We start from the raw sequence: 14,740 nt of genomic DNA on the forward strand, positions 1-14,740 counted from the left end.
ATGGAACGCGCTGAGAAGCATCGAATCCACGACGCCTGGTGGGCTGCGATTCTGATCTTTGTCACCGTCGCCGGAATGGTGTTGTGCTGGGCACTGTTCACCGGCGCGTTGACCCGGAGTGTGCCGGTAACCCTGACGTCGGAGCGGTCCGGCCTGGTCATGGAATCCGGCGCCAAGGTCAAAATGCGTGGTGTACACGTGGGTCGAGTGGCCGGAGTCGAAGGCGGACAGGGTCCGGTACGGCTGCGGCTCGAGCTGTTTCCCGACAAGGTCGACCGGATCCCCGCCAACATCGAGGCCCAGATTCGCGCCAACACCATGTTCGGCGCCAAGTACGTCGATCTCGTCTATCCGGACGAGCCCAGCGCTCAACACATTTCGGCCGGCGCGGTGCTGAGCTCCCGCAACGTCAGCACCGAGGTCAACACGGTGTTCCAGAGTCTGGTCGACGTGCTGCACCAGATCGACCCGCCCAAGCTCAACGCGGTCCTGTCGGCCGTTGCCGACGCTGTGCGCGGACGGGGCGAACGCATGGGTGAGGCCATCACCGCCACCAGCAATGTGCTGGCGGCGGTCAACCCGCGGATGGGCACCATCCAGCAGGATTGGCGCTCGATACAGGGTGCGAGCGACGCCTATAGTGTTGCCGCGCAGGACATTCTGAAAATCTTGAATGCGGCCTCCACCACCAGCGTGACGATCACCAACCAGGTCTCCGACCTGGACGCTCTGTTGCTCAACGCCGCGGGGTTCGCGCAGTCAGGCATCGATCTACTCGGCCCGAACAAGGACAACTTCGTCCACGCGATCAACGTGCTCGAGCCCACTACCAGCCTGCTGATGAAGTACAACCCCATCTACACCTGTCTGCTGCAGGGCGCCAAATGGACTCTGGACAACGGCATATACGACGCCGCCGGTGGTGACCACCGCACGGTCATGCTCGACGACGCGTTCATTCTCGGCGACGATCCGTACCGGTACCCCGACAATCTGCCAGTCGTCGCCGCCAAGGGTGGGCCCGGAGGTGAACCGAGTTGCGGCTCACTGCCGGACGTCACCAAGAACTGGCCGGTACGCCAACTGGTCACCAACACCGGTTTCGGGACGGGTATGGACATCAGGCCCAACCCCGGCATCGGATTCCCGGGCTGGGCCAACTACTTCCCGGTCACCCGGGCGGTCCCCGAGCCGCCGAGCATCCGATACCCCGGACCGCCTGCACCCGGACCGATCCCGTACCCCGGCGCGCCACCCTACGGGGTGCCGCCTCCACCGCCCCCACCCGCCCCAGTGCCGTGACCGTCGTGCATCAGTTAGGAACACAGCAGTGAGAAGTGATGTGCGCGGGGCGCTGTGGCGGCTGGGTATTTTCGTCTTGGTCGGCTTGCTCGGAATCTTCGCATTAGCAATGGTTTTCGCGCAGATGCGATTTGAGTCGCAGACTGCCTACCGTGCCGAGTTCACCAATGTCAGCGGTTTGAAGCAGGGCGACTTCGTCCGCATCGCCGGCGTCGAGGTCGGCAAGGTCAAGCAGATCTCGCTGCGCTCCGACACCATCGTCGAGGTCGAGTTCGCCGCCAACGACACCGTGATGCTCACCGAGGGGACCAGGGCGCTGATCCGGTTCGACAACGTGCTCGGCGACCGTTACCTCGAATTGCAGGAGGGCGCAGGCGGAATCAAGCGCCTCGAGGCGGGACAGACGATCCCGACCAGCCGCACCCAACCGGCGCTGAACCTCGACGAGTTGATCGGCGGCTTTCGACCGCTGTTCCGCGCATTGGATCCTGTGCAGGTCAACGCGCTCACCGAGCAACTCATTCACGCCTTCCAAGGTCAAGGTGCGGCGATCAGCTCGTTTCTCGCCCAGACCGCCGCCGTCACAACCACGTTGGCCGACCGCGACGAGCTGATCGGTCAGGTGATCGTCAACCTCAACACCGTGCTGGGCTCGTTGGCCGGGGAAAGCCGGCAGTTCGACAAGGCGGTCACTTCGCTGTCCGAACTGGTCGATGGGTTGGCCGCGCGCAAAAGCGACATCAGCAACGCGGTGGCTTACGGTAACGCCGCGGCGGGAACGATCGCCGATCTGCTGACACAGATGCGCCCGCCGCTTGGCAAAGTGGTCACCGAATCGGACCGGGCCAACAGCATCGTGCTGGCCGATCACGAGTACTTCGACGATCTTCTCAACACGCTGCCGGATGCCTACCAGGCGCTGGCCCGGCAGGGGCTGTACGGCGACTTCTTCACTTTCTACCTCTGCGACGCGGTACTCAAACTCAATGGCAAAGGGGGGCAACCGGTGTATGTAAAAGTTGCCGGGCAGGCCAGCGGGCGGTGCGCACCGAAATGAACTCGCTGTCCGAACGCAAGCTGGCCGTCATCGGTGTCCTCGGGGTGGCGGTCGTCGCCGGCATGGTGCTGGCCGCATTGCAATACGACAAACTGCCGTTCTTCACCGCGCAGAAGACAACCCACTCAGCCTATTTCGCCGAGTCCAGCGGATTGAGTTCCGGTGCACCGGTGCAGGTGTCGGGCTTTCAAGTAGGCGCTGTAACTGGCGTCAAGCTGGACGGAGCACGGGTACTGATCACGTTCAACGTGGATGAGAACACTCCTCTCGGCGATCGCACGGAAGCCGCGATCAGGGCCAAGAGCCTGCTGGGGGCCAAACTACTGGAACTGACCCCCCGCGGCGGAGGTGAGCTGTCGAATCCGATCCCCATCGAGCGCACCACCCCGGCGTATCAATTGCCGGACGCCCTCGGAGATCTCGCGCAAACCGTCAAGGGACTGGACACCGCACGGCTCAACGAATCCCTGGCCACCTTGGCGCAGACATTCCGAGACACACCGCCGGAACTGCGCGCAGCTGTCGAAGGAGTGTCCCGGTTCTCCCGGGCACTCAACGAGCGCGACGAGCAGCTGCGTGGGCTACTCGCCGACGCCGCCGAGGTGACCGGCGTGCTTTCCGAGCGCACCGATCAGGTGGTCGGACTGATCGTCAACGCCAACGCGCTGTTTGCGCAGCTGCAGAGCCAGGATGCCGCGCTGGATCAGATCTCGGGCAGCATCTCCGGGCTCGCCAACCAGATCTCCGGATTCGTCGACGACAACCGCGGACAGCTGCGCCCCGCGCTGGACAAGCTCAACGGGGTGTTGACCATCATCGACAACCGCAAGGAGCGAATCCAGAGGTCGCTTGCGCTGCTCCACAAATATGTGATGTCGCTCGGCGAGACCGTGGCATCCGGGCCGTTCTTCAAGGCGTATGTGCCGAATTTGTTGCCCGGCCAATTCATTCAACCGTTCATCGAGGCCGCATTCTCCGACCTTGGACTGGATCCGAACGTGTTACCGCCGTCGGAGCTGCATGACCCGCAGGTCGGCCAGCCCGGCACCCCCGCCTTGCCGGTGCCTTACCCGCGCACCGGCCAGGGTGGAGAACCGAACCTGACCCTGCCCGACGCGATCACCGGGAATCCTGGGGATCCCCGCTACCCCTATCGTGAGCCGCTGCCCGCACCGCCACCCGGTGGGCCGCCGCCGGGGCCGCCCGCCGCTGCAGGCTCGGGGGAGGGGCAACGATGACCCGTCGACACGCCAGGGTCGTCCTGTGCATCGGGCTGGTGGTCGTTCTGCTGGCCGGGATCGGTGCCGTGGTCTCGTTACCGAAAGTCGGCCGGACTCATGTCGTGGCCTACTTCGACAACAGCAAGGGCATCTTCGTCGGTGACGATGTGGTGGTGCTCGGGGTGAAAGTGGGCCAGATCGAGACGATCGAGCCGCAACCCGACCGCGCCAAGATCACCTTCTGGGTCGATGACGAATATCCGGTGCCCGCCGATGCCGGTGCGGCAATCCTGTCGGCGAAGTTGATCACTTCACGGGCAATCCAGCTCACTCCCGCCTATACGGGCGGTCCCACCATGGCCGACGGTGCGGTGATACCCCAGGACCGCACGGTGGTGCCGGTGGAGTTCGACGATTTTCGAGAACAGTTGGAGAAGCTCACCGAAAGCCTGCAGCCGGTGCAGCCGGGCGGCGTGAGCCCGCTGGGTGACATCGTCAACACCACCGCCGACAATCTGCGGGGTGAGGGCCGTGACGTCCGCACCACGATCATCGAGTTGTCGCAGTCTATTTCGGCGTTGGGCGATCACAGCACTGACATCTTCGGCACCGTGAAGAATCTGTCGACGCTGGTGTCGGCGCTGCGCGACAACGCCGGCCTGATGCGCCAGCTCAACAACAACCTCGCCTCGGTCACCTCGTTGCTGGCCAACAATCCCGACGAAGTCGGTCGCGTGGTCGAGGACCTCAACACCGCCGTCACCGATGTCAGCGGGTTCGTGGCGGAAAACCGTGAGGCGCTCGGCATCACGTCGGACAAACTCGCCTCGATCACCACGGCCCTGACCGACAGCCTCGGCGATGTCAAACAGAACCTGCACGTGCTTCCCAATGCGCTGCAGAACTTCCTCAATATCTACGACCCGGCTCACGGCGCAATCAGCGGAATCCTGACCTTCAACAACTTCGCCAACCCGATCACGTTCCTGTGCGGGGCGATTCAAGCGGCGTCACGGCTCAACGGTGAGCAGGCCGCAAAGTTGTGCGTGCAATACCTGGCTCCGATCGTCAAGAACCGGCAGTACAACTTCCCGCCCATCGGCGGCAACCCATTCGTCGGTGCCCGAGCACGGCCCAACGAGCTCACCTACAGCGAGGACTGGATGCGCCCGGACCATCGCCCGTCGCCGCCCGCGGACGTGCCCGGCCCACCACCCGGCCCGGCGCCGGCACCGGCGACGCCTCCGCTGGCCGCAGAATCGCCGGTGACCACCGATCCGGCCGACGGATTGCCGGGCCTGATGGTTCACGGAGGTGAAGGATGAGGCCAAACACCCTGTTGTGCAGGATAATCGGAGTGTTCACGGTGCTGTCGGTCTCTCTCGCGGGGTGCGGGTGGCAGGGCGTGAACTCGTTACCACTGCCGGGCACCGAGGGCAGCGAGGCCGGGTCCTATCAGGTGCAGGCCCAGCTCCCAGACGTCACCAACATCGAGCCGAACACCCGCGTCCGGGTCGACGACGTCACCGTCGGCACCGTGACCAAGATCGAACAAGAAGGCTGGCATGCGCTGGTCACAATGACGCTCAACCCGGACGTCACGCTGCCGGGTAACGCCACCGCCAAGGTCGGCCAGACGAGCCTGCTGGGCACGCTGCACATCGAACTGGCCCCGCCGAACGACGAGCCCGCGCAAGGCCGGTTGCACGACGGGTCGCTGATCCCACTTGCCCGTGCCGGCGCCTATCCGAGCACCGAGCAAACCCTGTCGGTGGCCTCGATGTTCCTGAACGGCGGAGGGCTGGGCCAGGTCCAGGACATCACCACGGCATTCAACACTGCGTTCGCCGGACGAGAGGACGACCTTCGTCGGGTCATCCAGCAGTTCGACGAGTTCGTCAGCCGACTCAATGAGCAGAAGGAGGACATCCTCGCGGCCGGTGACGGTATCAACAACCTCACCGCACAATTTGCCGACCAGAAGCCTGTGGTGGACAAAGCGTTACGCACATTGCCCGAAGCGCTGGCCGTACTCAACCATCAGCGAGACAGCCTCGCCCACGCATTCGATCAGCTCGGCAAGTTCAGCGCCCTGGCTGCGGACTCGGTGAACCTGACCAAGGAGTCGCTGGTCGCCGAACTGCACGATCTCGGCCCGGTGCTGGAATCACTGGCCAATGCCGGGCCGGCGTTGACGCGGTCGCTGAGTTTTCTCTCCACCTACCCGTTCCCGAAAGAGAACATCAGCAATTTCTTTCGTGGTGATGCCGCGAACATCACCATGATCATCGATCTCACGTTGAGTCGCCTGGACACCTCGTACTTCACCGGGACGCGTTTCGAAGGCGGCCTGACCGAGCTCGAGCTGCAGTGGGGGCGCACCATCGGCCAGCTGCCCAGCCCCTCCACAGCGGGCAACCCGCTCACCGCGCCCTACAACTGGAACCAGGGACCCTGACGTGCGCCTGAACCGACGTATCCAGATCCAGCTGGCACTCTTCACGGCCATCTCGGTGATCGCCGGGGCGACAATGGGTTTCGTCTACATGCGATTGCCCACGATGCTCTTCGGCGTCGGACAGTACAAGGTCTCCGTGGATTTACCCCGATCGGCGGGACTGTATCCGAGCGCGAACGTGACCTACCGTGGCACCGAGGTCGGACGCGTCGAAAGCCTCGACGTCACGGACACCGGCGCCCGGGTCGTGATGACACTCGACTCCGGGATCGCCATCCCCTCGGACCTGAAGGCAGAAGTCCACAGCCAATCGGCGATCGGCGAGCAGTTCATCGCTCTGCTCCCTAGAACCGGCGACGCCCCGCCCCTGAAGGACGGCGACGTGATTCCGGTTGTCAACACGTCCGTCCCGCCGGACATCGACACGCTGCTGGACGACATCGACGCCGGGCTGTCGGCGATTCCCCAGGACAACCTCAAGACGGCGATCGACGAAAGCTACGCTGCCTTAGGCGGATTGGGACCGGAGCTGACGAGGCTGGTCCAGGGGTCTACCCAGTTGGCTATCGACGCGGACGCCAATCTCGATTCCCTCACGACGCTCATCGACGAGTCGCAGCCAGTCCTGGATTCGCAAACCGACAGCGCCGACGCCATTCAGATCTGGGCGGCAAGGTCCTCGGCCATCACCGATCAGTTGCGTTCCCGGGACCAATCACTCTCCGGCTTGATCCGGCAGGGCGGCCCCGCCTTCGACGAAGGCCGTCAGCTGATCCAACGACTGCAGCCCACCCTGCCGGTGCTGCTGGCCAATCTGGTCAGCGTCGGGGACGTCGCGGTCGCCTATCAGCCTTCCATCGAACAACTGCTGGTGCTGATGCCGCAGGGCACCGCCGCGATGCAAGGCATCCTGACCGCGAATGCAAACACCAAGCAGGACTACAAGGGTCTGTTCCTGAACTTCCAGATGAACCTGAACCTGCCGCCCGTCTGCCTCACCGGTTATCTGCCGGCGCAGCAGCAGCGAGCGCCGAGTCACCAGGACTATCCCGACCGTCCGCCCGGCGACTTGTACTGCCGGGTGCCACAAAATTCGCCGATGAATGTTCGCGGCGCCCGCAACTATCCGTGCATCACCGTTCCCGGCAAGCGAGCCGCCACCGTCGCGATGTGTGAAAGCGACGAGCAGTACGTGCCGCTGAACGAGGGCTTCAATTGGAAAGGCGATCCCAATGCCACCCTCTCCGGACAAGGTGTTCCGCAATTGCCTCCGGGGCCCGCGCCGCCCGTCGCGGTCGCCGAGTACGACCCCGCGGCCGGTACGTACATCGGACCCGACGGAAAGCTCTACACCCAGTCCAACTTGTCTCAAACCGTGCCGAAGGAGCAAACGTGGCAGTCAATGCTGACACCCCCGACGGGGAACTGAACGAGCCGGAAAGCAACGACTCGACCGCAAACCCTCGACTGGCTACCACAGTCGGCTGCGCCACCGTTCTCGCGCTGACGGTGTTGGTCGGCTGGCTCGGATATACGGTCTACCAGTCGCATCAAACCCGACAGCAGGACAACGTGTTTGTCCAAGTCGGGCGTCACGGCGCGCTGAACCTCACCACCATCGATTTCGCCCAGGCAGAGGCTGACGTGCAACGCATCCTCGACGGGGCGACGGGGTCCTTCCATGACGACTTCCAGAGCAGATCACAGGCGTTCATCGAGGTGGTCAAGCAGGCGAAGTCCAAGTCCGAAGGGACTATCGTCGAGGCCGCGCTCGAGTCAGAACAGGGCGATCAGGGGCAGGTGCTCGTCGCCGTGGATGTGAAAACCTCGATGGCAGGAAATCCAGAACCGACACCGAGGGCGTGGCGGATGCGCGTGACCGTGCAGAAGTCCGGCCACGAGGCCAAGGTTTCCAACGTCGAGTTCGTGCCGTGACGACGTCAGAGCTTGCCGAGGGCGAGACCACCGAAGATGTCGAAACACCCGAACATGCCGATGCCGAGGCGGGCGTCGACGAACCGGGCGCCGGTGACCCAACTGACTCGAGTGGCCCGACGATGCGCGCCAGTGCCCGCCGATGGCGCCGCATGCTCACCTACGGCCTATTACCTGCACTGGCAATGGTATTGGCTCTGGGCGCGGGCTATCTGAAGTGGATGGACTCGTCAATCCACGGGCAGGATGCGGCACGCACCGAATCGGTCAACGCCGCCACTGAAGGCGCAATTGCGATGCTGAGCTATCGGCCGGACGCCGTCGAGATGGACTTGACGGGAGCCAGTGATCGTCTCACCGGTCCGTTGAAAGACTCGTACGGAACGCTCACCCGCGATGTGGTGATTCCGGGTGCACAGCAGAAGCAGATCTCGGCGGTGGCCACAGTGCCGGCGGCCGCCACGGTGTCCGCGACGCAAAAGCACGCCGTCGTACTGGTTTTCGTCAACCAGGAGATCACCATTGGGGCGGAACCGCCCACGAATACGGCCTCTCGCGTGCGCGTCACCTTGGATGAGGTCGGCGGCCGTTGGCTGATCGCCGGATTCGACCCGATCTGACCCATCGAGGAGTGTGAACCGTGAATACGAAATCACTGCAACGTATACCGCTCGCGGCGGCCCTGGCTGTGATCGGCGCGGTGTCATTCGCTCCATCTGGCAGAGCCGACGAAGTCGCCTATCTGGTCAACGTGACCGTGCGCCCAGGTTACGGCTTCGCCAATGCCGCCGATGCGCTCAACTACGGCTACGGCATCTGCGATGAGGTCGCCTCCGGCCGCGCGTTCAGCGACATCGTCGATCACGTCAAAGACGATTTCCGAACTGGAGACGAGTACCACGCGTCGTACGTGATCAGTCAGTCGGTGAATGAGCTATGCCCTCGGTTGATATGGCAAGTGAGAAACTCCGCCGCCAACTACCGGCCGCTGACATCGTGACTGTGCAATTTCGTATCGGCCGCCGTGCGGGACTCGCTGCGTCGGCGGCGGGAATGCTTCTCGCCGTGACGATCCTGGGCACGCCCGATGCACATGCGGATAACAAGCGGCTCAACGACGGTGTTGTCGCCAACGTTTACACAATCCAGCAACAGGCGGGATGCACAACGGATCTCAAGATCAGCCCGCAGCTGCAGCTTGCAGCACAGTGGCACGCCGTAGACGTGCTCAACAACCGCACTCTCGACGGCGACATCGGTTCAGACGGAACCACTCCGCAGGACCGAGCGCACGCCGCCGGATTCAACGGCAAGGTGGCCGAAACCGTCGCGATCAACCCCGCATTGGCGATCAGCGGAATCGAGCTGATCAACCGGTGGTATCACAACCCCGCCTATCTCGCCATCATGCGGGACTGCGCCCATACCGTCATCGGGGTGTGGTCGGAGAACAGCCTGGATCGCACCGTCGTGGTGGCCGTCTACGGACAGACCCAATGACAAGCAAGCTATTGCTCGCGGGTCAGGCCGCGGCCTTCGACTTCTTCTCGGTGATGCTACGGGTGTTGGCTTTGTCTTTCGTTTCGTCGGCCCCCAGCGCCTTGCGTACCGTGCTGCGGATCGACTTCGCCATGTCACGGGCCGGATGTCCCTTGACGCCTGCGGTTTTCGGCGACGGCGGACGCTGCTGCTCGGTAGCCGTGGCCTGATCGGCGTCGGGCGTGGTGACTGCTGTCGCGGCCTTGGCGGCCGTGTTCAGTCGCAGCACCGGTCGATTGGGCTTCTCGGCGATCTTCGTGGCGGCGAGGACGGCGTCGTGATGGGTGTCCTGGACTGTGACGGTATCGCCGGCCTCGGTCGGATCGGTCCACCCGGGCAGGGGGTCGAGGCCGGGGTTGAGCGCCGCCCGGATGCCCTCGGGGATGTCGTTGACGAGATCGTTCGCCACCGTCACGGGATTGAACCGGGGCAGCAGCTGGAACGGCGTGGGCGTGCTGTAGTCGGTTCTGGTGTAACCGGTTTCGATCAGAGTCTGCGCCATCGGTGAGACCAGGTCGACGAGCGGAACCACGAGGGCCGAGGTGCCGGTCGCCGCACCCAGTTCGAGGAACGGCTGCATGATCGGCAGGGTCTTCGCCGGCAGGGTGACGTAGTAGGTGTCGCTGCCGTCGACCTTCTGGCAGTGCGTTGCGCTGCTGCAGTTCTCTTTGGCGTTCTCGATCGCGGCCTGCACTTGCTCCGGCGTATAGCCGTAGGGCGTCGCCGTGGCCGGATCGTCACCCCGCGGATCCAGGTAAGTGCCGTGTACGTACTGGAAACCGGCCAGCGCGTTCGCCAGTGCGAGCGGATTGAGCACCCACGAAGGAGCGTCGGCGACCCCGTCGTACTGCAACGCGATGTCGTAGGTCTCGATGCCCGTATCGGTCGGGGTCGGTTGGCCGAACGTCGCGTCGAGGACGGGAACCGTGCCCAGGATCGCCAGCCGTTCGAAGAGCCCGCCGTCCGGGCGGTTCGGATTGCCGATCAGGACGAAGCTGAGATTCTCCTTCTGCTCGTCGGTGAGATCGGCCAGATTGCCTTTGACGATGCTGGCGACCGTGGCGCCCTGCGAATAGCCGAAGACGGCCACCGGGTGCGCGGCGCTGGGGTTGTTCTCACCGACCAACTCGCTGGTCAGCCGGGTGACTCCGCTGGCCACCGACACGTTCCACTTGGCGCCTTCCAGCCCGCCCCAGCCCGGCAACGGAATCGGCCAGAACTGGGCGATGTAGGGGACCGCCACGGGTGCCGCACAGTCGGTGGCGCCGCAACTGCCGCTCGGCTGAACGTAGTAGGCGACGGCGTTGGCCATGTAGTTGTCGGAGTCCTGGGGGTTCGGAGTTCCGGTCCCCGGTACGACCAACGGTGTCACCGCCACGACCAATCCGAGCGCTGCCGTGCCGGCGGGCGTCAGGCCGATGACCACTGAGCCTGACACGGCTACCGCGCCGACCAGCAGCGACCTGGCAGCAGAACGGGGTGAGAATCGCATCGGCTCAGATCTCCTTCTGCTGACGCCGCGGTCAGCGCTGAAGGGATCTTTGCACCGGCACGCAACCGTCACCGGGAAAACGGCCGAAGTGGTGGCCGCCCAACGCCTCAGCGTGTTCGGATCACCGGAGGCTCGTGCGCGCGCACGGGCGGCAGCGGTCCGTCAAACTTCTCGACCTGTACCAGGACGTGCGCGCCGGTGCAGCCCTGTGCGAGTGCGGAGGTGCCGACGTCCTCGGTGAGCACGTTGGGATTGCCGTGTACGCACATCGCATCGGGGTCGGCAGGATCGGCCGGGTCGAACCAGGCCCCGGTCGCCAGTTGCACGACCGCCGGGCGCAGCCGGTCATCGATCACCACTCCGGCCAGACAAGCCCCGCGATCGTTGAACACCCGCACCACGTCACCGTCGGAGAGGCCGCGCACCGATGCGTCCTCGGGATGGATCCGGATGGGCTCGCGCCCTTGAACTTTCGAGGACTGGCTGGTGGCCCCTCCGTCGAGTTGGCTGTGCAGACGGGACGCGGGCTGATTGGCGAGCAGATGCAACGGGTATCGGGCGGCCCGCGAGCCGCCCAGCCATTCAGCCGGCTCGTACCAGCGGGGATGGCCTGCGCAGTCGTCGTAGCTGAACCCGTCGATGTCGGTGGAGAAGATCTCGATGCGGCCGCTCGGTGTCGCCAGTCCGCGGCCGACCGGGTCGGCGCGGAAATCGGCGAGCAGTGTCAGGCCGGGTTCGGTGGGAAGCCGCACGTGGCCGGCGGCCCAGAACTCGTCGAAGGCGGGCACTTCGAAATCCAGCCCGGCGGACCACTTTTCGTACATGTGGACCAGCCACTGGCGTGCTGTACGGCCCTCGGTGAACTGCTCGCCGAAGCCGAGGCGGCGGGCCAAAGCGGAGAACGTGGTGTAGTCATCGCGGGAGTCGGCGTACGGCGGTGCCAACGCGGGCATGGCGAGAAGTAGCGGGTCATTGCGGGATCCCGAGAAGTCCTCGCGCTCGTAGGCGGTGGTCGAGGGCACCACGATGTCGGCGTGCTTGGCCATCGCCGTCCAGTACGGGTCGTGCACCACGACGGTGTCCACCCGCGACAGGGCCCGGCGAAACCTCGGAATGTTCTGGTGGTGGTGGAACGGATTGCCGCCGGCCCAGTACACGCACTTGATGTCGGGGTAGGTCAATCGCATGCCGTTGTAATCGAACGGCTCACCCGGGTGCAGCAGCATGTCGGTGACCGCCGCGACCGGGATGAACGTCTGCACCGGGTTGAGCCCCTGCGGGAGGGCGGGCAGGCGGCACCGCAGCGGCGGCAACCCCGGCTCGTTCATCGAACCGTAGCCATGCCCGAAACCGCCTCCGGGAACGCCGATCTGGCCGAGCATGGCCGCCAGGGTGAGCCCCATCCAGGGTGCCTGCTCGCCGTGCCTGATGCGCTGCAGTGACCAACTGACGGTGACCAGGGTGCGGGAGGCGGCCATCCGCCGGGCCAGCGCGGTGAGTTCGCCCGCGGGCAGGCCGCTGAGCGCCGATGCCCACTGCGGGCTCTTGGCGACACCGTCGTCGTGTCCCAGCAGGTAGCGCTCGAAGACGGGATACCCGGTGCAGTACGTGCCGAGGAAATCGCGATCAGCCAGGCCTTCGGTGGCCAGTACGTAGGCCAGCGCGAGCATCACCGCCACGTCGGTGCCGGGAACCGGGGCCAGCCACTGGCAGTCGCCGTCGACGTCGTCGCGCAGCGGACTGAACGAGATGATCTGTCCGCCGCGGTCACGCAGCCGGCGCAGCGCATCGCGGGCCGGATGTGCCGTGGTGCCACCGTGATTGGTGCCGGTGTTCTTCATCGCGACGCCGCCGAAGCACACCAGCAGATCGGTGTGCTCGGCGATGACGTCCCAGTCCGTGGAGCGTTTGAACAGATCGTCGTGGGTGCCGACCACCCGGGGCATGATCACCCCGGTGGCGCCCAGGCTGTAGGAGTGGCGGGAAAAGGTATAGCCGCCAAGCATTTTCAGAAAGCGGTGCACCTGACTCTGGGCATGGTGGAAGCGGCCGGCGCTGGCCCAGCCGTAGGAGCCGCCGTAGATCGCCTCGTTGCCGTGGGTGTCGACGACCCGGCGCAACTCGCCGGCGAGCAATTCGGTGAGCTCGTCCCAGGACACCGCGACGTACTCGTCGGCGCCCCGCTCGGTGCTCGGGCCGGGGCCGTCGCGCAGCCAGCCACGCCGCACCGCAGGCCCGGCGATGCGGGAGCGGTGCCGCAGCGAGCCCGCCAGATTGCCGAGCAACGGCGAGGGATCGGTGTCGCCGGCCGCGGGGGTGACGGCGGCGATGTCACCGTCGGCGAGTTCGGCGGTAAAGGCGCCCCAGTGCGCGAGGGTCGCGGGGGACTGCGGCATGGCCCGAGTTTACGGGCGGTATCGACCCTCCCCGGGGCTGACCAACCACCCGGTTGGTATAGGTTGGCCCCAAATCCGTAACCAGTACCGGAGGTCACACCATGGGCAGTGTCGTGAAGTACGACCGCACGTTGTTCGAGCCTGAGCACGAATTGTTCCGCGAGTCGTACCGGGCATTCCTGGACAAGCATGTCGCGCCGTTCCACGACCAGTGGGAGAAGGACAAGATCGTCGACCGCGGCGTCTGGCTGGAGGCGGGCAAGCAGGGCTTTCTCGGGATGGCGGTGCCCGAGGAGTACGGCGGCGGCGGCAACGACGACTTCCGCTACAACACGATCGTCTGCGAGGAGACCGTGGCCGGCCGCTACAGCGGCATCGGCTTCAGCCTGCACAACGACGTCGTCGCGCCCTATCTGCTGCGGCTGGCCAACGAGGAGCAGAAGCAGCGCTGGCTGCCCAAGTTCTGCACGGGTGAATTGATCACGGCGATCGCAATGACCGAACCGGGCACCGGCAGCGACCTCCAGGGCATCAAGACCCGCGCGGTCCGCGACGGCGACCACTACGTGCTCAACGGGTCGAAGACCTTCATCACCAACGGCATCCACTCCGACCTGGTGATCGTGGTTGCCCAGACCGACCCGGAGAAGGGTGCGCTGGGCTTCTCACTGCTGGTGGTCGAACGCGGCATGGAGGGCTTCGAACGGGGCCGCCATCTCGACAAGATCGGCCTGGAGGCCCAGGACACCGCCGAGCTGTCGTTCACCGACGTCAAGGTCCCTGTCGAGAACCTGCTCGGCGAGGAGGGCCAGGGTTTCGTCTACCTGATGCAGAACCTGCCGCAGGAACGTATCTCGATCGCCATCATGGCCGCTGCGGCGATGGAGGCGGTTCTGGAGCAGACGGTGCAGTACACCAAGGAGCGCAAGGCCTTCGGAAAGCCCATCGGCAGCTTCCAGAACAGCCGGTTCCTGCTGGCCGAACTGGCGACCGAGGCCACCGTGGTGCGGATGATGGTCGACGAGTTCATCCGCCTGCACCTCGAGGAGAAGCTCACCGTGGAGCAGGCCGCGATGGCCAAGTGGTACTCGACCGAGAAGCAGGTCGAACTCATCGACCGTTGCCTGCAGCTGCACGGCGGTTACGGCTACATGCGCGAGTACCCGGTCGCGCGGGCCTACCTGGATGCGCGGGTGCAGACCATTTACGGCGGAACCACCGAGATCATGAAGGAGATCATCGGACGCGGTCTGGGTGTCTGATGAGCCGGAAATTTCCCGGGTGAGAGGCCGAGAAGCCCAAATCGGGGTCTTCAGACCCCGATATTGCGGCTTTTTTGGT

Annotated in this window: 13 protein-coding genes; 11 read left to right on the top strand and 2 right to left on the bottom strand. The window is 64.9% G+C overall.

The annotated features are described in order from the left end of the window. Genes QQ25_RS14050 through QQ25_RS14095 form a run of 10 tightly spaced genes read left to right on the top strand, consistent with a single transcriptional unit; the run spans nucleotide 1 to nucleotide 9,472 of the window. On the top strand, nucleotides 1–1,302 hold the full coding sequence (locus QQ25_RS14050) for an MCE family protein (RefSeq protein ID WP_052235817.1): 1,302 nt from the start codon (nucleotides 1–3) through the stop codon (nucleotides 1,300–1,302). Between the two features lie 28 nt (nucleotides 1,303–1,330). After that, nucleotides 1,331–2,359, top strand: a complete 1,029-nt coding sequence (locus QQ25_RS14055) for an MCE family protein (protein WP_039379255.1) — start codon at nucleotides 1,331–1,333, stop codon at nucleotides 2,357–2,359. After that, on the top strand, nucleotides 2,356–3,597 hold the full coding sequence (locus tag QQ25_RS14060; protein WP_039379940.1) for a virulence factor Mce family protein: 1,242 nt from the start codon (nucleotides 2,356–2,358) through the stop codon (nucleotides 3,595–3,597). Before QQ25_RS14055 ends, QQ25_RS14060 begins: the two co-directional genes overlap by 4 nt. Next, the gene (locus QQ25_RS14065; RefSeq protein ID WP_039379257.1) at nucleotides 3,594–4,904 is read left to right on the top strand and encodes an MCE family protein; all 1,311 of its coding nucleotides are present in this window, start codon (nucleotides 3,594–3,596) and stop codon (nucleotides 4,902–4,904) included. Before QQ25_RS14060 ends, QQ25_RS14065 begins: the two co-directional genes overlap by 4 nt. Next, nucleotides 4,901–6,037: an MCE family protein gene (locus QQ25_RS14070; protein ID WP_052235819.1), complete on the top strand. Its 1,137-nt coding sequence runs from the start codon at nucleotides 4,901–4,903 to the stop codon at nucleotides 6,035–6,037. Before QQ25_RS14065 ends, QQ25_RS14070 begins: the two co-directional genes overlap by 4 nt. A 1-nt stretch (nucleotide 6,038) precedes the next feature. Then, the gene (locus QQ25_RS14075) at nucleotides 6,039–7,466 is read left to right on the top strand and encodes an MCE family protein (protein WP_039379260.1); all 1,428 of its coding nucleotides are present in this window, start codon (nucleotides 6,039–6,041) and stop codon (nucleotides 7,464–7,466) included. Further along, a complete protein-coding gene (locus QQ25_RS14080; protein ID WP_101906179.1) occupies nucleotides 7,430–7,972 on the top strand; it encodes an Rv1363c family protein in 543 nt (180 codons plus the stop codon). Before QQ25_RS14075 ends, QQ25_RS14080 begins: the two co-directional genes overlap by 37 nt. Then, nucleotides 7,969–8,592, top strand: coding sequence for an Rv1363c family protein (locus QQ25_RS14085; RefSeq protein WP_039379262.1), 624 nt, complete (start codon nucleotides 7,969–7,971; stop codon nucleotides 8,590–8,592). Before QQ25_RS14080 ends, QQ25_RS14085 begins: the two co-directional genes overlap by 4 nt. Before the next feature lie 20 nt (nucleotides 8,593–8,612). After that, a complete protein-coding gene (locus QQ25_RS14090) occupies nucleotides 8,613–8,972 on the top strand; it encodes a DUF732 domain-containing protein (protein WP_101906178.1) in 360 nt (119 codons plus the stop codon). Further along, nucleotides 8,924–9,472, top strand: a complete 549-nt coding sequence (locus QQ25_RS14095; protein ID WP_409371004.1) for a CAP domain-containing protein — start codon at nucleotides 8,924–8,926, stop codon at nucleotides 9,470–9,472. Before QQ25_RS14090 ends, QQ25_RS14095 begins: the two co-directional genes overlap by 49 nt. A 22-nt stretch (nucleotides 9,473–9,494) precedes the next feature. On the opposite strand, the gene QQ25_RS14100 is transcribed toward QQ25_RS14095, so the two are convergent. Then, nucleotides 9,495–11,003, bottom strand: a complete 1,509-nt coding sequence (locus QQ25_RS14100; RefSeq protein ID WP_052235822.1) for a PE-PPE domain-containing protein — start codon at nucleotides 11,001–11,003, stop codon at nucleotides 9,495–9,497. 107 nt (nucleotides 11,004–11,110) lie between these two features. After that, nucleotides 11,111–13,399 (bottom strand): molybdopterin guanine dinucleotide-containing S/N-oxide reductase, encoded by a 2,289-nt coding sequence (locus QQ25_RS14105; RefSeq protein WP_039379264.1) that lies wholly within the window; start codon nucleotides 13,397–13,399, stop codon nucleotides 11,111–11,113. 101 nt (nucleotides 13,400–13,500) lie between these two features. Here QQ25_RS14105 and QQ25_RS14110 point away from each other — a divergent pair, with 101 nt between their 5' ends. Continuing rightward, the gene (locus tag QQ25_RS14110; protein WP_039319318.1) at nucleotides 13,501–14,661 is read left to right on the top strand and encodes an acyl-CoA dehydrogenase family protein; all 1,161 of its coding nucleotides are present in this window, start codon (nucleotides 13,501–13,503) and stop codon (nucleotides 14,659–14,661) included. The last annotated feature ends 79 nt before the right edge of the window (nucleotides 14,662–14,740 follow it).

Source organism: Mycolicibacterium setense, assembly GCF_000805385.1.
Lineage (GTDB): Bacteria > Actinomycetota > Actinomycetes > Mycobacteriales > Mycobacteriaceae > Mycobacterium > Mycobacterium setense.

What these genes read in the sequence shown, in the direction of transcription:
- QQ25_RS14100 (WP_052235822.1), bottom strand. Translation starts at nt 11,003, where the DNA reads ATGCGATTCTCACCCCGTTCTGCTGCCAGGTCGCTGCTGGTCGGCGCG.
- QQ25_RS14065 (WP_039379257.1), top strand. Translation starts at nt 3,594, where the DNA reads ATGACCCGTCGACACGCCAGGGTCGTCCTGTGCATCGGGCTGGTGGTC.
- QQ25_RS14070 (WP_052235819.1), top strand. Translation starts at nt 4,901, where the DNA reads ATGAGGCCAAACACCCTGTTGTGCAGGATAATCGGAGTGTTCACGGTG.
- QQ25_RS14050 (WP_052235817.1), top strand. Translation starts at nt 1, where the DNA reads ATGGAACGCGCTGAGAAGCATCGAATCCACGACGCCTGGTGGGCTGCG.
- QQ25_RS14110 (WP_039319318.1), top strand. Translation starts at nt 13,501, where the DNA reads ATGGGCAGTGTCGTGAAGTACGACCGCACGTTGTTCGAGCCTGAGCAC.
- QQ25_RS14105 (WP_039379264.1), bottom strand. Translation starts at nt 13,399, where the DNA reads ATGCCGCAGTCCCCCGCGACCCTCGCGCACTGGGGCGCCTTTACCGCC.
- QQ25_RS14095 (WP_409371004.1), top strand. Translation starts at nt 8,924, where the DNA reads ATGGCAAGTGAGAAACTCCGCCGCCAACTACCGGCCGCTGACATCGTG.
- QQ25_RS14060 (WP_039379940.1), top strand. Translation starts at nt 2,356, where the DNA reads ATGAACTCGCTGTCCGAACGCAAGCTGGCCGTCATCGGTGTCCTCGGG.